This is a genomic window from Thermodesulfobium narugense DSM 14796, from assembly GCF_000212395.1.
In the GTDB taxonomy this organism is placed as follows: domain Bacteria; phylum Thermodesulfobiota; class Thermodesulfobiia; order Thermodesulfobiales; family Thermodesulfobiaceae; genus Thermodesulfobium; species Thermodesulfobium narugense.
Window position 1 is genome coordinate 296,593 of the sequence record NC_015499.1, and the last position, 24,072, is coordinate 320,664.

Sequence of the window (24,072 nt, forward strand, 5' to 3'; positions counted from 1 at the left end):
ATCTTTTTTATATTTTTCTAATCATCGCAACTTCATCACAATCAGGAAACTTTGGGCACTTTACACATTCAGACCATATTTTTTGCGGAAGATGTGACTTATCTACTATTTCAAAACCTATTGATTTAAAAAAGACTACTTGATACGTTAAAGCAAACACCTTTTTTAGCTTAAGTTGCCGTGCTTCTTCAATCAAAAAATTTACAATTTCTTTTCCTAACCCCTTTCTCTGATATTCACTATTTACACACAAACTTCTTATTTCTGCAATATCTTCCCAAAAGATGTGAAGTGCGCCGCAACCGCAGATTTTCCCATCAATTTCTAACACGCAAAAGTCTCTTATGCATTCATAAATGTCCGAAAGAGGCCTTATGAGCATAAGATTTTGTTTTGCAAAGCCTTCTATTAATGTCTTTATCTTTTTTGCGTCGTCGATCCTGGCTTTTCTAATAATAATTTTTGTCCTCCTAAAAATTAATTGTTTTATGTAATAAGGGCAACTGCTACCGAATAATCTTTTTCGTGAGATATAGAAACTAATATTTCTAAACTAGATAATTCTATATCATTGGCATGTATTTTTACAGTTACTCCTTCATCCCTTTTGCCAATTATTTCTATTTGTTTCATCTCCAATCTTGTAAAACAGTGTTGATAAATGGCTTTTATGCAAGCTTCTTTTGCTGCAAACCTTGCAGAAAGACATTCTATATAAGTTTTTTTACTTAGGCAATATTCTATCTCGCTTTTTGTAAATATTTTTTCTAGGAATTTAGACTTATATTTATTTAACGCTCTTTCTATTCTTTTGTTACTAACTATATCGATTCCTATCAATCTTTCTCCTTTGTATTTCTTATTCTTTTGGGATCAAGGAGCTCTCTTTCATTAAGGTTTATATAAGGAAAGAGTTTTTCAGTAATTTGGGGTACATAGATAATAACTTCCTTTTTTGCAGTTTTGAAAAAATTTCTTAGTTTATTTATAATTTCACAGCTTTCATCTTCAGAATCTAACATTTGTAAAAATTTTGAATTCTTTAAAAGAAAATCTTTGAACTCAATTTTCTCATTGCTTTTTTTCCAGAGCGTTCTTAATTCCTTTATTTCTAAACCTGGTAAATTTTTTTCTATATATGCAATGGCAAATTCTATTATAAAGAAACTCGAACTATCAAGTGGGCATAACATAGAATATAGCAAAAGATAGTCCTCAATAGCGTTTATAAACATATGTGAAATTTTGTAATTCATAGTTTATATTATTATAGATTATAAGAATTAATTGTTGTTATTTTTTTTATTTTCTCGTATAATCAAATATATTTTAATTTGAGTTGCTTTTGTTTATAATTTAGGTTAAAATTATTGTCTTATATTTAAATTCGGAGGTGAACGTTATAAGTAAAGAATATGCCGTTAATGAGGAGATCCAGATCTATCCAAGTGTTAGATTGATAGATGTGGATGGGCAGCAGCTAGGTGTTCAGTCTACAGAAGAGGCTCTTAGGCTGGCAAGAGCAAAAGGTAGTGATCTAGTCCTAATTGCTCCTCATGGAAGCCCCCCAGTGGCAAGGATAATGGATTACGGGAAATTTAGATTTGAGCAGTCAAAAAAAGAAAAATCCCAAAGAAAACATCAGAGACAGACTGTTGTCAAAGAAGTTCGCTTAAGGCCTGCTATAGGTGGAAACGATCTTCTTACAAAAGCAAAAGCTGCGCAAGACTTCATTGACGAGGGCAATAAGGTTAAATTGAGCGTTATCTTTAGAGGACGGGAAATGATCCACATGAATCAGGGCATAGACCTTGTTAACAGATTTTTCGCTCTACTTAAAAACGCTGTTATGGAAAAACTCCCTGAGGTCGAAAGCGAGAAACATCTTGTTGCAATAATCGGCCCAGCTAAAATAAAGCAGAAAACAGAACAAAAAGGAGGGTTGAAGGATGCCTAAGATGAAAACTTGTAGGGCAGCAGCAAAGAGATTTAGGGTAACGGGTTCTGGCAAAATAATAAGAAGACAGCAAAATAGGAGTCACCTCCTTTTTCATAAGAGCCCAAAGAGAAAAAGAAGGCTTGCAAAGACATTGGTAGTTTCGAGTTCTGATTTGCCAAGATTGATGTCTCAACTTCCATATCACAGTGTAAACTAAGTTTTATTTAGGAGGAAAGGTATGCGCGTTAAAGGTGGTTTTGTGACTCGTAGACGTCACAAGAAAGTTTTGAAAATGACCAAGGGCTTTAGGGGTTCTTTGCATAAACTATATAGAACTGCTAATCAGCATTTGTTACATGCCCTAAAATATGCTTTTGTAGACAGAAGGAGAAAAAAGAGAGAATTTAGGAGTCTGTGGATTGTAAGGATCAACGCAGCTGTCAGAGAATATGGCCTTTCATACAGCAAGTTTATGAACGCATTAAAGAAATCGGGTCTTGATATTGACAGAAAAGTGCTAGCCCAAATGGCACTATCTTATCCTGAACAATTTAAGAAAGTAGTTATGAAAGTTAAGGAAATGTAAGTTTGTGAACGTAGACTTTGCTTCAAAGTCTAAGATAAAAGAATTGCTCAGAATGAAAAAGTCTGGGCAATTTATTTTTTTTGAGGGAGTTCATGCGCTTGAAGAAGCGCTTTTAGCAAATTATATCCCAGATTATGTCCTTATAAAGGATGTTGATATCCTGGAGAAAAAATTTTTTAAAGTTAAAATTTTTGAGATATTTCTTGAAAGGTTAAAATTTCTTGTAGTTAAAGAAGATGCTATTAAAAGACTTTCGAGCGAGAGCACCCCAACAGGAATTATTAGTGTAGGAAATTTGCCTAAAGAAAAAGACTTTGGTCCTTTTCCCTGGGTCTATCTTGACAAGATTCAGGATCCCGGAAATCTCGGAACCATACTTAGAAGTTCTCTTGCATTTGGTTGCGGGGGCATATTTTTATCCGAAGACTCGTGTAATATTTATAACCCAAAGGTTATAAGGTCTTCTGCTGGGGCTTTTTTTAAGGTTCCTTTTAGAAAGAGAAACTTTAGCGATATTGTTAGAGATATGGATACAAGTTTAAGGGTATTTTCTTTTTCTCCACGAGCAAAAGAGCCATTTTTTTTACACAATTACGATGGGAGATGCTTGCTTGTTTTTGGCAATGAAGGGAGAGGAATAAGTAGTGAAATTGAAAGCAAGTCTTATAAAAGAGTATATATACCTACTCAAAACGTGGAGTCATTGAATGTGGCTATGTGTGTAAATATCGTTCTTTCTTTTTTATACTTTAAAAAATTTAATTAATAGTTATAAATTAAAAATCATAAGTTAAAAATTTAAGCTCTGTAATTAATTAAGCTCTACAATCAATATTGATGGAGGGGAATATGAAAAAATTCAAGTGGTACGTTTACTTCATTTTTATTTTGCTTGCTAGCCTGATTGTATCAAACGTTTACTGGATTTTTATAGTCAACTTTACTAAAGAAACTTATGATAGGAACTGTCAAACAAACATTGAAAATGTGAAAAATGATTTGAGAGAAAAGTTTGTTAATGATGTCAAAAACTTTTTGATAGATGTCTCAATACCATTAACTTTTTTTGTTAGAGACAATATCCAGTCAAATAGGATTTATCAAGTAGAAGAGTGTTTTAATCAAATTGTTAGAAATAAAGGCTTCAAAGAAATTAGTTTTGTAAGTGGTAATACAATTCAGATATCTACTAATAAAAAATATGAAGGTTCTAACTTTTCAAGATTTTATCCTGAAGAGTTTTCAAGTTTTCAGAAAATGACTGTTCTGAATGAAAAGAATATTCTTTTCGTAGTATCTCCTGTAATGAATGTCAATGAAAAAATTGGCTTTATAATAATTTCTTATGATTTATCTCAGTAAAAACTAATTAATATGTGATAAAATAAGGAAGTTTATTTTATTTTTTAGTTATTAAAAAGGAGGGAGAGATTTTGCTAAATTCTTTAAGGGGGTTTGAAAAGTGAAAGCAACTTCTATTTTTGGGATTGTATTACTTCTAATTGTGGCTTTATTATCTTTATTGTCAGTTTTAAGTTTTCCGAGTGCGTTGTTGCTTTTGGTTTTCGGATTTGCTGTTTGGGCTATTGGCTATCGTTATTATAGTGCCTTTATTGCTGCAAAGGTAATGTGTTTGGATTCTGGTGCTGAAACTCCTGCATGCAAAATCAATGATGGGAGAGATTTCGTTCCAACTAATAAATATGTTTTGTTTGGTCATCAATTTGCTGCTATATCGGGCGCTGGACCGCTTATTGGCCCCGTATTGGCTGCCCAATTTGGCTTTATGCCGGGACTTCTTTGGCTTGTCATAGGAGCAGCTCTTGCTGGTGCCGTACACGACTTTGTCGTGCTGGTGGCGTCTACAAGAAGAGGGGCATGTTCTCTTGCTGATATTGCAAGACAGGAAATTTCTTCTCCTACAGGGAAGGTTTTATCTCTTGCTACATTTTTAATTCTTGTTCTTGCAATGGCTGGTCTTTCAATAGCAGTGGTAAACGCCCTGAAGAGCTCTTCCTGGGGTGTAATAACTGTAGGCCTAACTATTCCAATTGCTTTTATAATGGCGTTCTGGATGTATGTCTTTAGACCAGGGAAAGTCTTGGAGGCTACTTTAATAGGCGTGGCGCTCTTATTTGTGGTTACATGGATTGGCGGTTTGGTACCACCACAATCAGATCTTGGAAAGGCGCTTACTCTTAGTGAAAATACTGTAAAGATTATTTTGCCTACTTATGCTTTTATAGCATCAGTATTGCCCGTTTGGATGCTTTTGCTCCCAAGAGACTACTTGTCTAGTTACATGAAGATAGGCGTAGCTGTCGCAATTGCAATATGTGTTTTTATAGTGCATCCTAATCTTCAAATGCCAGCTTTTACTAAATTTGATGCAGGCGGCGGACCCATTATTCCGGGACCACTTTTTCCATACCTTTTTATTACAATTGCCTGTGGTGCTATATCGGGTTTTCATGCGCTGGTAGGTTCTGGTACTACCCCAAAGATGCTAAGCTGTGAAACCGACGCAAGATTTATAGGTTATGGTGCAATGTTAATGGAAAGTTTCGTAGGCGTTCTTGCTCTTATTGCAGCTTGCGTTCTTCCACAAGGAGATTATTTTGCAATCAATACTCCTCCTGCTGTATTTGAGAAATTGGGCATGGTAGCTAACCAGGTACCTGTGCTCTCTCAAATGGTTCACGAAAATCTTGCTGGAAGACCTGGCGGTGCTGTTTCTCTTGCTGCTGGCGTAGCATATATAACGGAGCAGGTGCCCTTTCTTTCTGGCATGATGGCATATTGGTATCACTTTATAATAATGTTTGAGGCGATGTTTATTTTATCTGCTATTGATGCAGGGACAAGAGTCGGCAGATATCTTTTGCAAGAATTTTTTGGTTATTTTGTTCCGCAGTTTAGGGATATGCACTGGAATTTTGGCATAATATCTACAGGATTCTTGGTTTCTTTCTTCTGGGGATATCTTTTGTACTCTGGTAGTGTTTCTACTATATGGCCAATTTTTGGTGCTACCAACCAGCTTCTTGCAACCTTTGCTCTAATAATATCTACTACAGAGATATTAAGAAGAACTGGCAAGTTGTCATATGCAATGGTTACCTTTTTGCCGGGCGTATTTATGACCGTTGTAACATTTTCTGCCTGTTGGCTTAACTTTAGCCACATATATTTGCCCCTTGCAATGAAAGGCAACGTTGCTATGGGAATAAACGCCTTTCTCTCTCTTTTACTTTTAGCTATGGGAATATGGCTGATTTTAGATTCTGTAAGAATTTGGTCAAATATTTTGTCTGGGAAAGAAGCAAAGAGCAAAGTATAATTAGTTTTTCTATAAATTTATAAAAATAGGGGCACGATTAATGTGCTCCTATTTTTTTGTTATACAATAATATAAATTTATTTTTTAGGAGGAAAGTTTGGCAAAGATTGTTGTTACAGGTGCAGCAGGATTTATTGGATCAAATATTGTAGATTACTGGATAGAAAAGGGACATGAGGTCTTATCAGTTGATGATTTATCCAGTGGGAATATTAATAATATCAACTCAAAGAGTTTATTTTTCCAGGGAGATATATGTTCAAAGAAAACTTCTAAAAAGATTTTAGAATTTTCACCTGATGTAATTTGTCATCAAGCAGCTCAGATATCAGTGCCTTATTCAGTAACTCATCCTTACATCGATGCAAAAATAAATATACTCGGTACTATAAGAATGCTTGAGTGTGCATCTAAATTAAAGGCAAAATTTTTGTTTGCATCAACTGGTGGAGCAATATATGGTGAAATAAAGGATATTGCAAATGAGGACACAGAACCTTCTGCTACCTCTCCCTATGCTCTATCTAAATTAACTTCAGAAAATTATATTAAGCTTATGTCTCAAAAATTTGGGTTTAAATACGTGATTTTGAGGTATTCTAACGTATATGGTCCTAGGCAAGTTCCTCACGGCGAAGCCGGGGTTGTGTCGATATTTCTTGAAAACTTGATTAATAAGAGAAAATCTACTATAAATACTTTTCCAGAAGATAATGAAGGGATGGTTAGAGATTACGTTTTTGTAAAGGATGTAGCAATTGCAAACGACCGTGCACTTGAATTGGACAAATGTGGAACTTTTAACATATCAACAGGTATACCTACCAAGACAAAGAGAATTTTTTCTTTAATTGTGGATGCGTTGAAAAGATATGGTATAGAAGTATCTGAAAGCATATCTGTGCCAAATTATGCTGACGCAAGGCCTGGAGATCTTAGAAGAAGTCTATTAGATTCTAATAGAGCAAAAGAGATTCTTAAGTGGGAACCAACAGTAAATTTAAAGGAGGGAATAGAACTTACTGTAAAGTGGTTTCTGGAAAGAAGAGGCCAGGTAAGAACCTAGCCTCAAAAGTAAACCTAAACTGCTAAATTTGCCCCTTTATTAAGAATCTTTTGGACGTCATTGTAGATGTACATGAGTTCTTTATCGAAAAGTGGCCTCTTTAACTGAATAGACATATTTCTTACGTTTTCAAGTATCAATTTCGTTTCTTCTTTACTAAGTTCGATGCCAAATTGATTAAATTTGCTCTTTATGGCTGCGCTTCCTGAGTGCTTGCCTATTATAATTTGCCTCACAAGACCAACTTCATCGGGGGAGAATGCCTCATAAGTCGTTGGATTTTTTAGTACTCCATCGGCATGTATGCCCGATTCATGAGCGAATATATTAGCACCAACAATTGTCTTCCATATTGGGATTTGTCTTGACGAGGCATTAGCTACATACTCGCATATTTCTATAAATTTCTTTGTTTTAAATCCCAGATCGATGTTGTGTATTATTTTAAGAGCCATTACAACTTCTTCTAAAGCAGCATTGCCAGCCCTTTCTCCTAAACCATTTACAGTTACTCCCACATACCTTGCTCCGCCTCTTACTCCTGCCAGAGCGTTGGCAGTAGCCATTCCAAAATCGTTGTGCGTGTGCATTTCTATGTCAATCCCTACGCTATCACGGATTGTCTTGATTTTTGAAAAGGTTTCAAAAGGGTCAAGTATTCCTAAAGTGTCACAAAATCTGAGCCTATCAGCGCCACATTCCCTTGCCCTTTCTGCAAACTTTATTAGAAAATCCATTTCTGATCTGGAGGCATCTTCTGCGTTCGCAGAAACATAAAGCCCTTTTGACTTAGCAAATTCTACAGCTTTAGACATAGAATCTAAAACGTCTTCTCTTGAAGATTTCAATTTGTGTTTGATATGTATATCTGACGTTGATATAGAAATAGCTACAGCATCTACTCCGCAATCGATTGAATTCTTTATATCTTCAATAACAGCCCTATTCCATGCCATTATTGAGGCTTTTAAGCCCAAATTGACTATAGATTTTATTGCTTCTTTCTCTGCGCCTCCCATAGCGGGTATTCCGGCTTCTATTTGGTTAACGCCTATTTCGTCTAACATTTTTGCAATATGGATCTTTTCCTGATTAGCAAAGACAACCCCTGCTGTCTGTTCTCCATCTCTGAGAGTAGTATCCACGATAAAAATCTTATCAACAAAATCTTTAAGAGTTGGGTACAAATTAATCACCTCCACTTTTTTCATATAAAATTGTAGTTTAAATAAATTTCTTTGTAAAATTTTATAAATTGTCAGACAATTTTACACTATATTTATCCATCTCTTGCTTTTTGGTTCGACTTCTTTTTATGTTAAAATTGGACATATATAAAATCTTTTTAAGGAGTTAAACATATGCAAGAGATGCTGCAGGTAGTAGATTTGTGGGTATCTGTAGAGGGAAAGCAGGTCTTAAAGGGTGTAGATTTTTCTATGGGATACGGAGACGTGTATGTCCTTTTTGGACCAAACGGTGCAGGTAAGACGTCTTTTATGATGTCTTTAATGGGTTTCCCAAAATATAAAGTAGAACAAGGCAAAATTTATTTTAAGGGGGAGGACATTACAAATAAAGACATTTATGAGAGGGCGAAATTGGGCATAGGTCTCTCCTTTCAAAGGCCTCCTACGGTAGAGGGAGTTAGCCTTGAGAGGTTAATAAAGTTGCTTAGCAAGAACAATGGCATATCTGATGAAGAAGTTGAGAGAATACTAGAGAGTTTGAAAATTAAGGATCACGTAAAAAGATATATTAACGATGGGTTTTCTGGAGGTGAAATGAAGAGATCTGAAATATTGCAACTTATGCTCCAGAAGCCTGAATTTGTACTTATAGATGAACCTGAATCAGGAGTGGATATGGAAAACATATCTCTTGTAGGACATGCAATTAATCATTTGTTAGGTAAAGATAAGGTTAGAAGTCCAAAAAGAAGTGCCTTAATAATAACGCATACTGGTTATATTTTGGACTTTGTAAATGCAGACAAAGGATATATTTTTATAAACGGAAGGATAATATGTACGGGCAATCCCAGAGATATGCTAAACGAGATTAAAAGAAATGGCTATAAGGGGTGTCAGATATGCCAATAAGTGAGAAAAGGCTTTCTGAAATAAAATCTCTGGCTAATGCAGCCAGGGAGAAAAAAGCTGTTTTTGGTCCTGATGTAGATCTCGAAAGATTTAAAGAATTTGTTAAAAGGGATAAGGTTGAAAGTCTGACATCTTTAAAGGCACAGACTATGGAAGCTGCTATTATGAGCGGCATGGATATAAAGGAAGAGACTAGAAGTGGGTCCTTTGTCCAATTAAATCACAGCGTTATATATGAAAGCCTTAACGAGAAATATAAAGGTCAACTCCAAATAATGAGTACTGATAATGCTATTGAAATGTTTGATTGGATAGAAGATTATTTTTGGAGGGTAGTTAAGCCAGATCAGGACAAATATACTGCAGCAGTTGCGCTTAACCCTACACATGGCTATTTTATGAGGGTATTTCCCAATCAGCATGTTGAATATCCTTTGCAAGCGTGTTTGCTTGTGGATGAAAACAATATAAGCCAAAACGTTCATAATATCATAATAGTAGAAGAAGGCGCATCTCTTAACGTCATTACTGGGTGCTCTCTTTCAAAAAACGATGCCGAAGGAATTCATCTTGGGATTAGTGAGTTTTATGTAAAAAAGGGTGCAAGTCTAACCTTTACGATGATACACAACTGGGCAGATAACTTTGACGTAAGACCAAGAACAGGGGTATATCTTGAAGAAGACGCTAGATACGTTAACAATTATATCCTTTTAAAGCCTGTAAAGTCTATTCAATCGGCACCAAATGTATATCTTGCGGGAAAGAATGCTACTGCCCAATTTAATAACGTGATATATGGCCTTGGAAACTCATATATTGATCTTGGATCTAAGATGTATCTTGATGCCCCAAACACTCGTGCAGAATCTATAGCAAGGACTATTGCGGCAGATAAAAGCATAATATATTCAAGAGGAGACATGATAGCAAGGACAAAAGATTTTTGCATGGCGCATCTTGATTGTAGAGGGATAGTTTTTTCAAAGGAGGCTACAATGTACGCAATTCCAGCTCTAGTATCAGAGGGTTCCGTGAAAGCGCATCTCTCCCACGAGGCATCAATTGGTCCAATTTCTCAAGAGCAAGTAGAATATTTGATGAGTAGAGGCATAGAGAAAGACGATGCTGTTTCTTTGATTACTACAGGCTTTTTGAACCTAAACATTCCTTATATTCCGGCATTTATTGATAATAAGATTAGAGACATTATAAACGCTACTGCAAAGGATGCCCTTTAATGAGAGTCTTTTTTGACAAGAAGTCACTAAGAAAGTTTTTAGAGGAAAAGAGGTCTGCCGGTAAGACAGTTTCTCTTGTCCCGACAATGGGATATTTGCATGAAGGTCACATATCTTTGGTCAGAAGAGCAAGGGGGATGTCAGGAATTGTAGTGGTGTCAATTTTTGTTAACCCAATACAGTTTGGCCCAAACGAAGATCTGGATAGATATCCAAGAGATCTGGGATCAGATCTCAGACTTCTTGATAGAGAAGGAGTTGACGCGGTTTTTTGTCCTAATCCTGAAGAGATGTATCCAGAAGAGCAGCTTTGTTTTGTGGAGGTAAAAGGTCTTCAAGACAAGCTTTGCGGCCTGTTTAGACCTGGTCACTTTAAAGGCGTTTGTACAGTGGTTGCCAAACTTTTTAATATTGTACAGCCAGACTTTGCTCACTTTGGTGAAAAGGACTTTCAACAATTGGTAATCTTGAGAAAAATGGTAAAAGACTTAGACTTTCCTATTAAAATTGTCCCATCACCTATTGTAAGAGACAGCGATAATCTGGCATTAAGTTCAAGAAATTCATATCTAACTCCTGATGAAAGAAAGATTGCTTTGAACCTTAGTAAAGAACTTTTTTGGATAAAAGAAAAGATAGAATCAGGAAATTATGATATAAAAATTCTTGAAGATTCAAAAGCTAGACTTCAGGAAAAGGGAATAAAACTAGATTATCTTCAGGCTGTTAATATAGAAAATCTTAATGAAAAATCAGATCTAACTCCCCCTGTCGCGGTTCTTTTGGCGGGTTGGATCGGGAAAGTTCGATTAATAGACAATATTATAGTTGAGTCATAAATGGATTTTTTGATTGGATATTTTGGAGCTGGCAATGTTGGAGATGATGCAATACTCCAGGCATATCTCTTAAAAAACAAAAATCCAGGTAAGATACTTTGGAATTCTAAAAAGTCAGCTTTAAACCACGTGGAGAAAGAAAAAACATTGGATGTTCTGAAGAACATCCTTTTGGCAGATAGAATAATATTTCCCGGTGGGGGCATTATTCAGGACAAAACTAGCTTTTCTAGCCTTCTCTTTTATACAGGCATAATTTTTATTGCAAGTTTGTTAAAGAAGAAGGTTTACATGCTGTCTCAATCGTTGGGTCCTATAGGGCACACCAGATCAAAATTTTTTGTTAAGGTACTTAATAACGTTGAGGTTTTGGCTCTAAGAGAGCCTCTTTCTATCTCTCTAGCAAAAAGACTTAGATTGAAAAGCGATATTGTTAAAGAAGTTTCTGATATCACTTTGACTATAGATTTTGTTCTGCCAAAAAAAGAAAAGATTTTTGGGATCAACCTTAGGGCTTGTGAAGAATCTTCAAGGTCAGTTCAAGAGTTAGTAATCTTTTCCGAAAGATTGAGGGGTGAGGGCTTTTTAATAAGAGGCGTAGCTTTTGACAAAGAAGATGAGAGATTTTTAAAGAGTTTGCCGATAAAGTTTGATGAAATTTTTTATGGTAATTTTATAAATACGTTTAGATCGGTTGCAGAGTGTGAGGTGTTTGTTGCTACCAGATTTCACAGCGCAGTGTTTTGCACAAAGTCTTTGACTCCCTTTGTTGCAATCGATTACGATCCAAAGGTTAGAGGCTTTATGAGACAGATTGGTTTAGAGGAATATTGTTACAAATCTCTTTCTTTTGAAAATCTTGTAAAATTTTATAATAATAAAAAATTTGTTGAAAAACAGATCGCCTTAAAAATAAGTGAACTTGAAAAATTAGCATTTAAAAATTTTGAATTTGTTTAATGCCATGCGAAAATTTTTATTTGACAAAGTTCCTGTGGATATTATTAGTCTTGAAGAGATATTAAATCTTTTTGAAGAGAGACTTGTTAAAAATTTAGGTCTTAGAATTATAACCCTTAATCCAGAAATGGTTATGTATTCAATGAAAAAAAATAATAGCTCAACTATTATGCTTGAAACATTTAATAGAGCAGACCTTGTTGTCCCAGATGGGATAGGGATTGCTATTTTTTTAAATACAAAAAGAATATGCGGGGTAGATCTTATCCCACATTTTTTGGAGATATGTAAAAAACATGATAAAGGAATTTATTTAATAGGTTCCACAGATGAAGTAGTTAAATCGCTAAGTGAAAAACTTCTTAAGATGGGAATAAAAGTAGTTGGTTATGAAAACGGATATTTTACTGATTTTAAGCCATCTATAGAGAGAATCATTTTATCAGGCGCAACATTTGTAATGTCTGCTATGGGCTTTCCAAAACAGGAGATTTTCTTAAACGAACTTTTTAAAGCTAAGAGCGATATAATTGGCATAGGAGTAGGAGGTTCTTTTGATGTTTTGTCGGGCAAAAAAAAGAGAGCACCAGAAATATTTAGAAACCTTGGGCTTGAGTGGTTATATAGACTTCTTAGCGAACCCACAAGGCTAAAAAGAATGCTTGTTTTGCCAGAGTTTGCTCTGCTTGCATTTTTTTGGAGAATAAAAAATTTTGGAGAATGAGAAGATGATTGAAGCAAAGGTTATAAAAACTGAAAAAATTAGCAATTTTCATTTTCTAATGGATTTGAAAGTAGAGGAAAACCTTAGTCCCCTACCAGGACAGTATTTTATGCTAAAGTTAAATGACTTAAACGATCCATTTTTTATGAGGCCGTTTAGCGTTTTTGATTCAAATTCTGATAGATTAAGCTTTTTAATAGAAATTAAGGGTAAGGGAACGAAAATTTTAAGCAAAATGAATGAAGGCCATTTTTTAAAAATACGAGGCCCCTTAGGCAATGGCTTTAAATTTGATAAGATTAAAAGTGCTTTACTTTATGCAGGGGGAACGGGAATAGCACCAATATTTTATCTGGCAAAGCACCTTAAAAAAGTAGGAATTGAGATAGACGTTGTTTTGGGTTTTAGGAACAAGGATAGGGTAATATGTGTAGACAAATTTTCCAATTTTGGCAATCTTTTTGTGTTTACTGATGACGGTTCATATGCAAATAAAGGTACTGTGATTGATTTCAAATTAGAAAAGACATATGACTCTATTTTTGCTTGTGGGCCTGTCCTAATGCTTAAGGCTATTCAAAGAAAGCACAGAGGGGCACAGATCAGTTTGGAATCAGTTTTTGCCTGTGGTGCAGGAGCATGTATGGGATGTGTAGTGAAAAGCATTAGAGGTTATTTAAGAGTTTGCAAAGATGGGCCTGTCTTTAACGCAGAAGAGATTATATTTTAAAGTCGCTAATTTGTAGAATAAAAAATGGTGAGCCGTGAAGGCTTCGAACCTTCGACCCTCGGCTTAAAAGGCCGATGCTCTACCTGGCTGAGCTAACGGCTCACAGATTGTAATTCTAAACTTTTTATAATGTTATGTCAATATTTATTTTGAACGTGTGTTAACGGACAGTGATATTGTCACCCCTTAAGAAGACAGTAATAATGTCACTATGATGGGAGAGATATTTTTGAGTGTTAAGGAATCACGCAGAGTTTTTGTAATTGAACAAGCAATTGAAGGCAATATCACTAATAGACAGGCAGCTGAAGTTTTAGGCTTAAGTAAACGTCAAATTATTCGTTTGAAGGAGAGGGTGAAAACAGAAGGCGTTACTGGTCTGGTTCACAAAAATAGAGGCAGAGAATCAAAACAGAGAATACCTAAAGAAACTAGAGAAAGGATTGTTAAATTAGCTCAGGATAGTCTTCACAATGCCAGTTGTCAGCAAATAGCTGAAATACTTGAAGAGTTTTATAACATAGATGTTTCATCCAAGACAGTAAATCGTATCTTAAAGAAAAATAATATTCCATTAAGTCATACGCACAGGTCATCTAAGCTTAAGAGGTCACGTAAACGTTTACCTCAGGAAGGTCTACTTTCTCAAATAGACGCCAGTCCTTTTGAATGGCTTGAAGATAGAGGACCAATGCTTTCTTTGCACGGTTCTATTGATGATGCTACTAGTAAGGTTCAGGGATTACATTTTGAACTTCATGAATGTCTTTTTGGTTACTTAAAACTTATTCAACAAGTAGCACAGAACTTTGGAATACCTAAAAGCATATACAGTGATCGTCATACCATTTTCTTTTCACCTAAAGAGGATAAGTTATCAATTTCAGAAGAATTATCTGGGCAAACTGTTCCCTTAACTCAGTTTGGCAGAGCTATTTCAGAATTAGGGATTAGACATATACCCGCTCGTTCTCCACAGGCCAAAGGACGTATTGAACGTCTTTGGGGCACATTACAAAAGAGACTAACAATTGAACTGCGTATGGCAGGTATATCTACTATTGAAGCAGCAAATGAATTTCTACCAGACTTTATTAAAAGGTTTAATCAAAGGTTCGCTGTTGTTCCAGATAACCCCAAGTTAACTTATAGCCCTTGCCCTTCATTAGACAAACTAGAAGAGATTCTATCATGGCATCAAGAACGCAAGGCATCTCACGGCTCTTATATATCTTACCTGGGTCATATTTATCAATTAGTAGATTCTAATGGCAAGGTAATACCTTTAACTCCTAAAAGTACAGTAAAAGTTCTAACTCATCTAGATGGATCATTCAGCGCATTATACGCTGATAAATATTACTTACTACAAGAATTACTCATACCACCTAAAGAAAAAGTAAAGAATGGCTCTAAAAACACTTCAACCAAAAAACCTTATATACCTGCTGCAGACCACCCCTGGCGTCATATGGTTATCAACAAGTTTAAAAGACCTAATTCAAATTCTAATTCAAGTTCTAATTCAAATTCAAATAGCAATGACAATTCATCATTAGTTGATGAAAGAGGGGTGACAAAATCAGTGTCTCATTAATTTACTTTTGTAGTGACAAAATCAGTGTCCCTTGACATATTTATTTTGAACGTGGTGTATAAATTTTTTTTTATTTCTTATTTCTTTAAAGAATCTTTCTATTAAATTCCTAAACCTTTCGTCAAACATTTCTATACAAAAAATGTCGTTTGATTCAAGAATTTGCCTTGTAGAATTTTTTGAACTAACACAAAATATAACGTTTTTTATTTTACACTCTATTATTGCTCCAGCACACATTAAACAGGGCTCAAGAGAACAATAAATAGTAGATCCTTGTATGTACCATCTATTATATCTTTGAATAGCTTTTTTTATGGCCAATATCTCGGCGTGCTCAATAGGAGAATTTGATCTTTCACAGAAATTTTGTGACATAGACAAAATATTTCCTTCCTTGCAAATTATAGCCCCGATTGGTAATTCCCCAGCATTAAAGGATAAAAATGATAGGAAATATAGCATATTTATAATATTATTTGTCAATTTGCATCCCCTTTAAAAATATGTTATTTTTTTAAAAAATATGTTATACTAACTTCGATTATTTTTGAAGATAAAATTTAATAAATTTAATCGCCCGCTTGAAAGGGGGTAGTTTGATGAAAATTTGCACCAAACTGGCAGCGGTGTTAACTGTCCTTTTATTCTTTTTTCCAGTTTCTGCCGGTGCAAAAAGCTTAGATAGTGCAAAAAATCCTTTTTTATCTAAAGAAGCGCTTGTAGAGCAAAGCAGTGCCCAAGGGACAAACTCTACAATAATACCATCATCATCAGGATCTTATAGTTCTTCTTCTAAAGAGTTATCTTCTAATGAGAACTCTGCATCTAGTCTTGCAACTTCCTTTGGTGCTGCTATGATTCAGAGAAACATTGAGAAAACCCTTTCTGCTGCTAATAGTTTTTTGGAGGCAGGAGATACTGATGATGCTTGGAACGCTTTCACTTATGCCATGGGTCTTGCTATTTCTCAAAGAAACGTTCAAGCACTAGTTGCAGTAGGAGACGGCTTTAGGAAGTTGGGCAATGATTCTGACGCAAAAAGGGCCTACACTATTGCATTTGCTTTTGCCAAGATGCAAAGGTCATTGGACGGGTGTGTATTGGCGGGCGACGGCTTCAGGGCTCTAGGAGACAAAGAGGACTCCTGGAATGCTTACAATTATGCGTTTGGGCTTGCTATGAAATTTAGGTCTGCATCTGGGGCGATCAAGGCAGGAGATGGCTTTAAGAGCGTAGGTTCAAAGGCTGATGCATGGACTGCTTATAACTATGCCTTTTCCGTTGCGTTAAGCGAGGGGAACAAAGAAGATTTAATTAAAGCAGGAGATGGCTTTAAGTCAATCGGTGCAAAATCTGACGCTGAAAACGCATATAATTTTGCAAACAACCTGTAACACTTAAATTAAAAGGCAGTTTCTGGACAAAGAATAAGGGGAGAGAGCAGGGGATTTTCTCCTTCGGCTCACGTTTTTAGACCAGGAAAGGAGGAAAGAATGGTTGAAGGGTAGATGGGTTTGTTTTTGGCTTTTGGCAATTTTTGCAATTACTTTTGTTTTGTTTGCGCAAAATGCTTATGCAAACAATCAAGATTTGAGGCAAGAGATTGTCAGAACTGCTTTACATCTAAAAGGGGTATCCTACAGATGGGGAGGAACAACTCCGGCAGGTTTTGACTGTTCTGGGTTTGTACAGTATGTCTTTAGAGTTAACGGAATAAGCATTCCAAGAGATGCTGATTCTCAATATTATGATGGTAGCAAAGTTTCAACATCAAACCTTAAGCCGGGGGATTTGGTTTTCTTCCAAACTTATGAAAGTGGCCCAAGTCATGTGGGCATCTATATTGGCGATAATCGCTTTATTCATGCTGCATATCACGGCGGAATAATGATTGATTCCCTAGACGAGCCATATTATGCTGAGAGGTATTTAGGGGCAAGAACTTATATTGATTGAGAAAAATTTTGTGATTTTTAACGGTAGCCCAAAGGCAGGGGGAAATACTGATTTTCTGATTGATAGATTTATGACATTTTTGGGAGAAAAGGATGTTGTAAAATTTGTTCTCAGAGAAATGAATATTTCCCCCTGCAGGGGTTGTGAAAAGTGTTCAATGAGCGGAAGATGTGTAATTAAAGATGATATGCATGACATTTATGAAAAGATTGAAAAGTACAGGTTTTTCTTATTCTTTTCCCCAGTATTCTTCGGAGGAGTGCCCTCGATCTTAAAGTCGGCGATAGATAGGTGCCAGCCCTTTTGGGCAAGAAAAAACATTTTAGGGAAAAAATTTAAGGTTAATAAAAGAAAAGGACTTGTGGTCTTAATAGGCGGGACATCCTTTGTGAAGGGCTACGAATGTGCTGCTCTTTCTGTAAAATGGCTTTTTAACGTAATAGATGTAGCAGAAAACAAGACATTTTATTATATGAATATTGAAAGACACAGCGATTTTTTGAATTATAATATTGACAATGACATTTATAAAACAATGGAATTTTTCGGGGAGAGTGAACGATGAAAGTAGCTGTGCTTGCTGGAGGTGTAGGAAGTAGGCTTTGGCCCCTTAGTAGGGAAAGATATCCAAAGCAGCTAATATCACTCACAGGTGACAAATCTCTGCTGCAAAATACAATAGATAGACTGCTTCCACTATGTGACAATCACATTTTGATTGTTGGAATTGATGCCCATAAAGAGGATCTGGAGTGGCAACTTAGCTCTAATGGTGATTCCAGGATAAAATATAACATTTTGCTTGAACCTTATCCAAGAAACACTTATGCGGCCTGTCTTTATCTTACTCTGTATCTTGAAAAACAAGGCGTTAAAGATCCTATTTTGGTCGTTCCTGCTGATCATATGATCTTAAATGAAGAGCTTTTTTATGAAGTTGCTAAAGATGCAGAGAAGTTAGCTGAAAAGGGTTATATAGTAACCTTTGGTATAAAGCCATCTTTTGCTTCTACTGGTTTTGGTTATATTTTGAAAGGAGAAAGAATAGATGGCTCAAAAGGATTTAGGATATCAAAGTTTGAAGAAAAGCCTTCTTTAGAAAGAGCTAAAATGTATATTCAGAACGAGAACTACCTGTGGAATTCAGGGATGTTTATGTGGAAACCTGAAGTGTTCCTTTCAGAAGTTAAAAGGCTCGATTTTGAGACATACGAGAAAGTAAGAAGTTTGTTTGACGACAAGTTTGAAAGAGATCCTGAAAAGATCTATTCTTCTTTGCCTTCAATTCCTGTAGATAAGGCAGTAATGGAAAAATCCAATTTAGGTGCTGTGATTCCATCTGGGTTTGAGTGGAGCGATCTGGGAAGCTGGGATTCACTTTATGACGTGGCCAAGAAGAATAAAGACGGAAATGTTACTACAGGAGATGTGCTTGCCCTCCATTGCAGAAATTCTTTTATGTACAGCACGGGCAAACTTATGGTTGGAATAGACCTGGAAGATTTAATAGTTGTGGATGCAGACGATGCAATTTTGGTTTGCAAAAGAGGCAGTTCACAATACGTAAAGGATGCTTTTGATGCTCTTAAGGAACAGGGCAGAGAAGAGAGCCAGATTCACAGGACCGTTTACAGATTTTGGGGGCAAAAAACCCTTATAAGCAGGGGAGATAACTTTTTGATCTATCAAGTACTTCTTCTGCCAAAAAAGGAAATACTACTTCAGATGCATCATCACAGGTCTGAAAACTGGATAATACTTTCAGGAGCTGTAGAGATAGAAAAGGATGGAAAGAAAGGCTTTTATCACAGAGGAGACAGCATCTTAATACCAAAATCTACTCCTCACAAGATATCAAATCCAGGTAAAATAAGCGCTCAAATATTGGAGATATGGCAAGGAGAATATTTAGAGGAAGACGACGTCGAATATCTATAATTTTGAGCCCAAATTTAATAGATCTTCTTCAAGTAAGATAGCATCTTTGCTATCTTTAATGATTTTTGTTTATCCTGTAGTAATTTTTTACCCATGGAACATAACCCAGTCCTTTTCTTTCCCAAAATTGTTTCTAATTTCTTTATTTTGTATTATCTTTTCTATATATTCTATAAAAAAGGCCAAAGGTGTTTCTGTTGTAACCCTTTTTCTGATTTTGTTTTTTCTACTTTCTCTTTTGCTTTCAGTTTTTGTAGCACCCTCTAAGGTTTATGCTATTTTAGGACAAAGCGCAAGACTTACAGGGCTTCTCTTTTATCTAATTTTTCTCAGTTTTGTGTGGCTTATTGTTCAGCAGAAATTTAAAGAACGGGATTTATTTAAAATTTTTCTCAGCATTATCCTGTCCTCTATAATTCCTCTTTTGTACGGTTTATGTGAGTATTCTAATTTCGATTTTCTAAACCTTGAAGGTTATCCTGGCAGACTTTCTACCTTTTTTGGACAACCAAATGATTATGCAGTGTTTTTATCTATTATTTGTCTTTCGACTATTTGTTTTATTTATATTTATAAGAGATTTATTCCATTGTTTTATGTAATTTTCGAACTTTCATTTTTTGAGCTACTATTGACTTATTCAAGGGCCAATATTTTTGGTTTTTTTATCTTGTTCTTTTCACTCTTATTTTTTTTAAAGAAAGAAGTTCTAAGATTTAAAGGGGTTAGTGCACTTTTAGCTATTGGCGTTCTTGTTTCTATAGTATTGTTTTTTGCTACCCCATATACAAATCCTGGGTGGTATGGGATGGGATTTAGTAGACAGGTTGGACGAGTAGAAGACGAATCTCTTTCTCAGAGAATTACGATGTGGAAGGCATCATTTGATATGTTTTTAAAAAAGCCTCTTACGGGCTATGGACTTGCAAATTATTATCCAATTTCGTCTAGATTTTTTGATATGTCAAACAGCTTCTTTCACTGGAGTGCGAGAAATATGACGTTTGTTGATGTCCCTCACAACGAATTTCTTGAATTTTTAGCGCTTGGTGGACTGCCATTGTTTGTTTCATTTACTCTTTTGGTAGCTTTTGCGCTTTATGGAAATTGTATTTCTGTTTTTGAGAACAAATTAAACCTGATATCATTTTTTGGATTTTGTGCAACTCTAATTTATATTTTCTTTAATTTTTTTGTATTGAGCGTATCGCTTTTTTTCTTTCTTTTTCTAGCTCTAGGATTAATGCATTTATCTTTCAAGGGGAAAGAGATCAGGTTAAACATTTTCCCTTTGGTTATTTCTGTAGGATGTTTTTGCATCTTTTTATATATGGGCGTCTATTACAACATTGATAATGGAATTTACAAAATAAATAACAATTTTCAAAAGGTTATGGTGGGAACATCTGCTTTATCTTTTTATCCATACGATTATTATTCATATATTAGCCTTGACGACAAGTATCTTCTTATTGCAAAAAGTTTGCCAAAGTCTGATAAGAATCTAATAGAAGAGATGGCTAACTCTGTGGAAAGAACCTCAAGTTTAGGTCTGAGCCTGTTTCCAAACGATCCCGTATTGTACTATTATTTGGGAGAAGCTAATAAGCTAAAAGGCAATTATCCTGAGGCTAAGGCATATTTTTTAAAATCTCTCGAGTTTCACCCCTTTTACGAAGAGCCAATAATAGGCTTGCTAGATATATCCTGTTCGTACGAAGATTGTAGGAACTCTTTCAAATATGCCAATCTTCTTTATAAGACCAGTCCGGATTCTCTTTTGACATTGGTTACTTTGATAAGATACAACATTAAAATGCATCAGTATTCTGATGCAAAAGCATTCTTGGGCGATATTGAAAACCTCTATCCTGCAAGTCCTGTCATATACGTTTTTAAAGAGTTTTTTATGGAAAATACCTCTTCAAAACCTCTTTCGTAAGTTTTATTATCTTTTCTTTGTCAAACTGCTCTTCTTTATTCTTTATAATCCATTTTCCGTTAACACAAACGCTTAATATGCAGTCAGGCGTGGCGCTGTAAACCAAATCACTTACAGGGTGATGTCCTGGCAGCATTGATGGGTTTTCTCTGTCAATTACCAGAAAATCAGCCCATTTTCCCACCTCAATGCTTCCAATATCGTTTTTGAATATTGAAGCAGCGCCTTTTGAAGTGGCCATCTGAAGAGCATCAAGGGCTTTTAGCGTTTGAGGGTTTTTGCTGGATATCTTTTGGAGTTTTAGGGCAAAGTCCATTTCCCCAAGTATGTCGAGGTTGTTGTTGCTTGCTGCTCCATCCGTGCCAAGAGCTACGTTTACCCCAGATTGGATGAGTTTTGCTACAGGGCATATTCCACTAGCTAGCTTTGCGTTACTTTCTGGACAATGAACCACACTTACATTGTAATCTTTTAAAATAGTTATATCATTATCGGTTAAATAGTTTACGTGGGCAGCAAATGTTTTTGCCTCAAAAACCCCTAATTTTTCAAGATATCCTGTAGGAGTAAGATTTTTTTCCTTTTGTATGTCAAAAAATTCCTTTTCTGATTCTGATAGATGGATGTGAAGGGGGCAGTTTTCCCTTATAGCAATTTGCGTTAACTCCCTTAATAGTTCGTCTGAACAGGTGTATGGGGCGTGTGGCGCTACAATAGGCGATATCAAGTCGCTACCTTTGTATTTTTCTATTAATTTTTTTGTATTTTCTATTCCTTGTGTCTCTCCCTTGGCATGAGGTGTTGGAACGCTTAGAACTCCTTCTCCAATTAAAGCCCTAAGGCCGATTTCTTCAGCGGCCTTTGCCACAAAATCCTCATAAAAGTACATGTCTACAAATGTAGTAATGCCATTTTTTGCCATTTCATAACAGGCAATAAGAGTTCCTATATAAACTGTTTCAGGATTTATGATTTGTGCCTCCTTGGGCCATATGTGATTGGTAAGCCAGTCTATTAAGGCCAGATCGTCTGCATAGCTTCGAAGAAGAGTCATTGCGGCGTGAGTGTGTGCGTTTATTAGACCTGGAATTACTAGATTATCGTTTAGGTTTATTTTTTGTGGACAGTCTTTGTTAACGTTTATGCCGGTTATTGTGCCGTTGGAAATATATATGTTTGACCCCTCTAAAACTTTTCCTGATTTTACATCCAGTATTGATGCGTTTTCTATTAGTAAATCGTTCATATTACCTCCTGTTATTTTATCAGATAATATTATATAATTTTTACAATAAAATAAGGGAAATAAATCCTATTTAAAAGTTTTAGGAATATGATAATATATAATAATAAATACTTCTAAGTTGGTGGTGGGCCTTGGCAGTAGAGAGTGCAAAAAGACCTAAAGAAGCGAAAATAGTGGGAAAACTTTTTGAGAGTGGTCTTTTGACTGAAGAAGCTGCAACGGATGTACTTTATGAACTGGAGATTTCTGATGCTCCCTTGCTTGATGTTCTTGAAAATAAAGGACTTTTGACGAGGGAGGTTGTTCAGAAGTTAGAGAATATCTATGGCTTTAAGATAAAAAGAATAGAAGAGACACCGTTAGACGAAAAAGCTCTGCAACTTTTATCATCTGATTTTATTAAACAAAGAAGAATTTTGCCCCTGGCACTAAGAGGAGACAAGCTTTTGCTTGGTATGGTAAATCCACAGGATCTGTCTACTGTTGACGACGTTCGTTTGATTACCAAGACACAGGTTGAGCCAGCTATGATACTTTCAAGTGATTTTTCCAAGTATATTTCTGGTGAGATAAACTTCAAGAAAAAAGAAGAGACAATCTTCGGTAAAGAATCACAAGATTCGCCCAATTATATCGAACCACAACTTCAAAAGGAAGCTTTTGTTTATACTGAAGACGATTCTGTAGTGGATTTGGTTGATTCAATTGTAGAGGAGGCAGTCCTTAAGAGGGCTTCCGACGTTCACATTGAGCCTTACGAAGACAAGATCGTTTTAAGATATAGAATTGATGGATCTCTACTAAAGATATCTGAATTTCCAAAGTCAATTGGGCCTGCAATAGTCTCAAGAATAAAGATACTCTCGACCCTAGACATATCAGAAAGAAGAAGGCCTCAAGACGGCAGGATGCATCTTGAAGTTGCTAATAAAGATATCGATATGAGAGTATCAATTATGCCCTGCACACAGGGTGAAAAGGTTGTTCTCAGAATATTTGACAAAAAAGCCGTTGCAATGGAACTGGAGGCATTGGGATTTCCTGAAAGAGAGCTTAGAACCTTTAAGTCTATATTGCAAAAACCATACGGCATGATATTCGTAACAGGTCCTACTGGCTCAGGGAAATCTACTACTCTTTATTCTGCTCTTAACCTTCTTAACAGAGAAGATGTTAACATATTGACTGCTGAGGATCCGGTGGAGTTTTATATTCCTGGTATAACTCAGTCTCAGGTAAATCCTCAGATAAACCTTACATTTGCAACTTTATTAAGATCCTTTTTAAGACAGGATCCTGATATTATTATGGTTGGCGAGATCAGGGATTCTGAGACTGCTGAGATAGCTGTAAGGGCTGCAATGACAGGGCATTTAGTTCTAAGTACCCTTCACACAAATGACGCTGCTAGCGCTTTTCCAAGGCTTATGGACATGGATGTAGAGCCGTTTTTGCTTGCATCCAGCACTCTTTGTATTTTGGCACAAAGACTTGTAAGGAAGGTCTGTCCTGAATGCGTAAGGGAGGTCCCAATGCCAGAGGATATGAAAATAGCCTTAGGGATATCTCCTGGAGGTTTTGGCTTTGGTCCCGTTGGAGAGGTAACATATTTTGAAGGTACAGGTTGCAGCGCGTGCTTTGGCACGGGGTATAAGGGAAGGACTGTGGTGCCTGAGCTTTTAGTGGTAAACGATGAAATAAGATCCCTTGTTATGTCTAGAGCACCTTCTAAAGAGATAAAGAGCGCAGCTATTAAAGGTGGCATGAGAACAATGAGAGAGAATGGCGTAGATCTTATATTTAAGGGGATTACCACACCTCAGGAAATTGTGAAGAAGATATTTACGGAAGAGTAGGAGGGAA

The 24,072-nt window shown here is 35.9% G+C and carries 26 protein-coding genes and 1 tRNA gene; 20 read left to right on the forward strand and 7 right to left on the reverse strand.

Features of this window, described 5'->3' with window-relative positions; translation table 11 throughout:
* Nucleotides 1-7 precede the first annotated feature (7 nt).
* From THENA_RS01410 to THENA_RS01420, 3 genes are read right to left on the reverse strand one after another with little or no spacing between them, the layout of a single operon-like run.
* Nucleotides 8-490, reverse strand: a complete 483-nt coding sequence (locus tag THENA_RS01410; protein WP_407635129.1) for an N-acetyltransferase — start codon at nt 488-490, stop codon at nt 8-10.
* A complete protein-coding gene (gene acpS, locus THENA_RS01415; protein ID WP_013755658.1) occupies nt 487-840 on the reverse strand; it encodes a holo-ACP synthase in 354 nt (117 codons plus the stop codon). The genes THENA_RS01410 and acpS overlap by 4 nt, the downstream gene beginning before the upstream one ends.
* Entirely contained in the window at nt 837-1,256 is a 420-nt protein-coding gene (locus THENA_RS01420) for a hypothetical protein (RefSeq protein WP_154645295.1), read from the reverse strand. Before THENA_RS01420 ends, acpS begins: the two co-directional genes overlap by 4 nt.
* Nucleotides 1,257-1,393: 137 nt before the next feature.
* On the opposite strand from THENA_RS01420, the gene infC reads away from it, so the two are divergent.
* The 7 genes from infC to THENA_RS01455 all read left to right on the forward strand — a co-directional run bounded on the left by infC (nt 1,394) and on the right by THENA_RS01455 (nt 6,931).
* Nucleotides 1,394-1,957 (forward strand): translation initiation factor IF-3, encoded by a 564-nt coding sequence (infC, locus tag THENA_RS01425; RefSeq protein WP_013755660.1) that lies wholly within the window; start codon nt 1,394-1,396, stop codon nt 1,955-1,957.
* Nucleotides 1,950-2,156, forward strand: coding sequence for a 50S ribosomal protein L35 (gene rpmI, locus THENA_RS01430; RefSeq protein ID WP_013755661.1), 207 nt, complete (start codon nt 1,950-1,952; stop codon nt 2,154-2,156). Before infC ends, rpmI begins: the two co-directional genes overlap by 8 nt.
* A 21-nt stretch (nt 2,157-2,177) precedes the next feature.
* Nucleotides 2,178-2,525: a 50S ribosomal protein L20 gene (rplT, locus tag THENA_RS01435; protein WP_013755662.1), complete on the forward strand. Its 348-nt coding sequence runs from the start codon at nt 2,178-2,180 to the stop codon at nt 2,523-2,525.
* 4 nt (nt 2,526-2,529) lie between these two features.
* Entirely contained in the window at nt 2,530-3,291 is a 762-nt protein-coding gene (locus tag THENA_RS01440; RefSeq protein ID WP_013755663.1) for a TrmH family RNA methyltransferase, read from the forward strand.
* Between the two features lie 83 nt (nt 3,292-3,374).
* Nucleotides 3,375-3,887: a hypothetical protein gene (locus THENA_RS01445; RefSeq protein ID WP_013755664.1), complete on the forward strand. Its 513-nt coding sequence runs from the start codon at nt 3,375-3,377 to the stop codon at nt 3,885-3,887.
* A 100-nt stretch (nt 3,888-3,987) separates the two neighbouring features.
* A complete protein-coding gene (locus THENA_RS01450; protein WP_013755665.1) occupies nt 3,988-5,865 on the forward strand; it encodes a carbon starvation CstA family protein in 1,878 nt (625 codons plus the stop codon).
* Between the two features lie 97 nt (nt 5,866-5,962).
* Nucleotides 5,963-6,931 carry a GDP-mannose 4,6-dehydratase gene (locus THENA_RS01455; RefSeq protein ID WP_013755666.1) on the forward strand — a complete coding sequence of 323 codons (969 nt, stop codon included), beginning with the start codon at nt 5,963-5,965 and terminating at the stop codon, nt 6,929-6,931.
* Nucleotides 6,932-6,945: 14 nt separating this feature from the next.
* Here THENA_RS01455 and nifV read toward each other — a convergent pair whose 3' ends face one another.
* Nucleotides 6,946-8,118 (reverse strand): homocitrate synthase, encoded by a 1,173-nt coding sequence (gene nifV / locus THENA_RS01460; protein WP_013755667.1) that lies wholly within the window; start codon nt 8,116-8,118, stop codon nt 6,946-6,948.
* Nucleotides 8,119-8,301: 183 nt separating this feature from the next.
* Between nifV and THENA_RS01465 the strand changes: the two genes are divergently transcribed.
* The 6 genes from THENA_RS01465 to THENA_RS01490 are packed head-to-tail and all read left to right on the forward strand — an operon-like array spanning nt 8,302 to nt 13,527.
* On the forward strand, nt 8,302-9,033 hold the full coding sequence (locus THENA_RS01465; RefSeq protein WP_041438207.1) for an ABC transporter ATP-binding protein: 732 nt from the start codon (nt 8,302-8,304) through the stop codon (nt 9,031-9,033).
* Nucleotides 9,024-10,274, forward strand: coding sequence for a SufB/SufD family protein (locus THENA_RS01470; RefSeq protein WP_013755669.1), 1,251 nt, complete (start codon nt 9,024-9,026; stop codon nt 10,272-10,274). The genes THENA_RS01465 and THENA_RS01470 overlap by 10 nt, the downstream gene beginning before the upstream one ends.
* Nucleotides 10,274-11,113 carry a pantoate--beta-alanine ligase gene (gene panC / locus THENA_RS01475; RefSeq protein ID WP_013755670.1) on the forward strand — a complete coding sequence of 280 codons (840 nt, stop codon included), beginning with the start codon at nt 10,274-10,276 and terminating at the stop codon, nt 11,111-11,113. The genes THENA_RS01470 and panC overlap by 1 nt, the downstream gene beginning before the upstream one ends.
* On the forward strand, nt 11,114-12,073 hold the full coding sequence (locus tag THENA_RS01480; protein WP_013755671.1) for a polysaccharide pyruvyl transferase family protein: 960 nt from the start codon (nt 11,114-11,116) through the stop codon (nt 12,071-12,073).
* Nucleotides 12,060-12,797, forward strand: a complete 738-nt coding sequence (locus THENA_RS01485; protein ID WP_052296037.1) for a WecB/TagA/CpsF family glycosyltransferase — start codon at nt 12,060-12,062, stop codon at nt 12,795-12,797. The genes THENA_RS01480 and THENA_RS01485 overlap by 14 nt, the downstream gene beginning before the upstream one ends.
* Nucleotides 12,798-12,801: 4 nt before the next feature.
* A complete protein-coding gene (locus THENA_RS01490) occupies nt 12,802-13,527 on the forward strand; it encodes a dihydroorotate dehydrogenase electron transfer subunit (RefSeq protein WP_013755673.1) in 726 nt (241 codons plus the stop codon).
* A gap of 25 nt (nt 13,528-13,552) precedes the next feature.
* Here THENA_RS01490 and THENA_RS01495 read toward each other — a convergent pair.
* Nucleotides 13,553-13,629 (reverse strand) — tRNA-Lys (locus THENA_RS01495).
* A gap of 109 nt (nt 13,630-13,738) precedes the next feature.
* Between THENA_RS01495 and THENA_RS01500 the strand changes: the two genes are divergently transcribed.
* On the forward strand, nt 13,739-15,124 hold the full coding sequence (locus THENA_RS01500; RefSeq protein WP_154645285.1) for an ISNCY family transposase: 1,386 nt from the start codon (nt 13,739-13,741) through the stop codon (nt 15,122-15,124).
* A 21-nt stretch (nt 15,125-15,145) separates the two neighbouring features.
* Here THENA_RS01500 and THENA_RS09540 read toward each other — a convergent pair whose 3' ends face one another.
* Nucleotides 15,146-15,610, reverse strand: coding sequence for a nucleoside deaminase (locus THENA_RS09540; protein WP_013755674.1), 465 nt, complete (start codon nt 15,608-15,610; stop codon nt 15,146-15,148).
* Nucleotides 15,611-15,726: 116 nt separating this feature from the next.
* On the opposite strand from THENA_RS09540, the gene THENA_RS01510 reads away from it, so the two are divergent.
* The 5 genes from THENA_RS01510 to THENA_RS09545 all read left to right on the forward strand — a co-directional run bounded on the left by THENA_RS01510 (nt 15,727) and on the right by THENA_RS09545 (nt 20,963).
* Nucleotides 15,727-16,521 carry a hypothetical protein gene (locus THENA_RS01510; RefSeq protein WP_013755675.1) on the forward strand — a complete coding sequence of 265 codons (795 nt, stop codon included), beginning with the start codon at nt 15,727-15,729 and terminating at the stop codon, nt 16,519-16,521.
* Between the two features lie 103 nt (nt 16,522-16,624).
* On the forward strand, nt 16,625-17,083 hold the full coding sequence (locus THENA_RS01515; RefSeq protein WP_041437892.1) for a C40 family peptidase: 459 nt from the start codon (nt 16,625-16,627) through the stop codon (nt 17,081-17,083).
* Nucleotides 17,076-17,648 (forward strand): flavodoxin family protein, encoded by a 573-nt coding sequence (locus THENA_RS01520; protein WP_052296039.1) that lies wholly within the window; start codon nt 17,076-17,078, stop codon nt 17,646-17,648. Before THENA_RS01515 ends, THENA_RS01520 begins: the two co-directional genes overlap by 8 nt.
* A complete protein-coding gene (locus THENA_RS01525) occupies nt 17,645-19,021 on the forward strand; it encodes a mannose-1-phosphate guanylyltransferase/mannose-6-phosphate isomerase (RefSeq protein WP_013755677.1) in 1,377 nt (458 codons plus the stop codon). The genes THENA_RS01520 and THENA_RS01525 overlap by 4 nt, the downstream gene beginning before the upstream one ends.
* A gap of 46 nt (nt 19,022-19,067) precedes the next feature.
* Nucleotides 19,068-20,963, forward strand: a complete 1,896-nt coding sequence (locus THENA_RS09545; protein WP_052296040.1) for an O-antigen ligase family protein — start codon at nt 19,068-19,070, stop codon at nt 20,961-20,963.
* Here THENA_RS09545 and THENA_RS01530 read toward each other — a convergent pair.
* Complete coding sequence (locus THENA_RS01530) at nt 20,929-22,209, reverse strand: amidohydrolase (RefSeq protein ID WP_013755679.1); 1,281 nt, start codon at nt 22,207-22,209, stop codon at nt 20,929-20,931. The two genes, THENA_RS09545 and THENA_RS01530, sit on opposite strands and share 35 nt — an antisense overlap.
* A 131-nt stretch (nt 22,210-22,340) precedes the next feature.
* Here THENA_RS01530 and THENA_RS01535 point away from each other — a divergent pair, with 131 nt between their 5' ends.
* The gene (locus THENA_RS01535) at nt 22,341-24,065 is read left to right on the forward strand and encodes a GspE/PulE family protein (protein WP_013755680.1); all 1,725 of its coding nucleotides are present in this window, start codon (nt 22,341-22,343) and stop codon (nt 24,063-24,065) included.
* Nucleotides 24,066-24,072: the final 7 nt, after the last annotated feature.

Coding starts and splice junctions, on each gene's coding strand:
- THENA_RS01465 (WP_041438207.1), top strand. CDS start 8,302: ATGCTGCAGGTAGTAGATTTGTGGGTATCTGTAGAGGGAAAGCAGGTC.
- THENA_RS01480 (WP_013755671.1), top strand. CDS start 11,114: ATGGATTTTTTGATTGGATATTTTGGAGCTGGCAATGTTGGAGATGAT.
- THENA_RS01500 (WP_154645285.1), top strand. CDS start 13,739: ATGATGGGAGAGATATTTTTGAGTGTTAAGGAATCACGCAGAGTTTTT.
- THENA_RS01525 (WP_013755677.1), top strand. CDS start 17,645: ATGAAAGTAGCTGTGCTTGCTGGAGGTGTAGGAAGTAGGCTTTGGCCC.
- THENA_RS01470 (WP_013755669.1), top strand. CDS start 9,024: ATGCCAATAAGTGAGAAAAGGCTTTCTGAAATAAAATCTCTGGCTAAT.
- panC (WP_013755670.1), top strand. CDS start 10,274: ATGAGAGTCTTTTTTGACAAGAAGTCACTAAGAAAGTTTTTAGAGGAA.
- THENA_RS01445 (WP_013755664.1), top strand. CDS start 3,375: ATGAAAAAATTCAAGTGGTACGTTTACTTCATTTTTATTTTGCTTGCT.
- THENA_RS01510 (WP_013755675.1), top strand. CDS start 15,727: ATGAAAATTTGCACCAAACTGGCAGCGGTGTTAACTGTCCTTTTATTC.
- rplT (WP_013755662.1), top strand. CDS start 2,178: ATGCGCGTTAAAGGTGGTTTTGTGACTCGTAGACGTCACAAGAAAGTT.
- THENA_RS01490 (WP_013755673.1), top strand. CDS start 12,802: ATGATTGAAGCAAAGGTTATAAAAACTGAAAAAATTAGCAATTTTCAT.
- THENA_RS01530 (WP_013755679.1), bottom strand. CDS start 22,209: ATGAACGATTTACTAATAGAAAACGCATCAATACTGGATGTAAAATCA.
- THENA_RS01420 (WP_154645295.1), bottom strand. CDS start 1,256: ATGAATTACAAAATTTCACATATGTTTATAAACGCTATTGAGGACTAT.
- rpmI (WP_013755661.1), top strand. CDS start 1,950: ATGCCTAAGATGAAAACTTGTAGGGCAGCAGCAAAGAGATTTAGGGTA.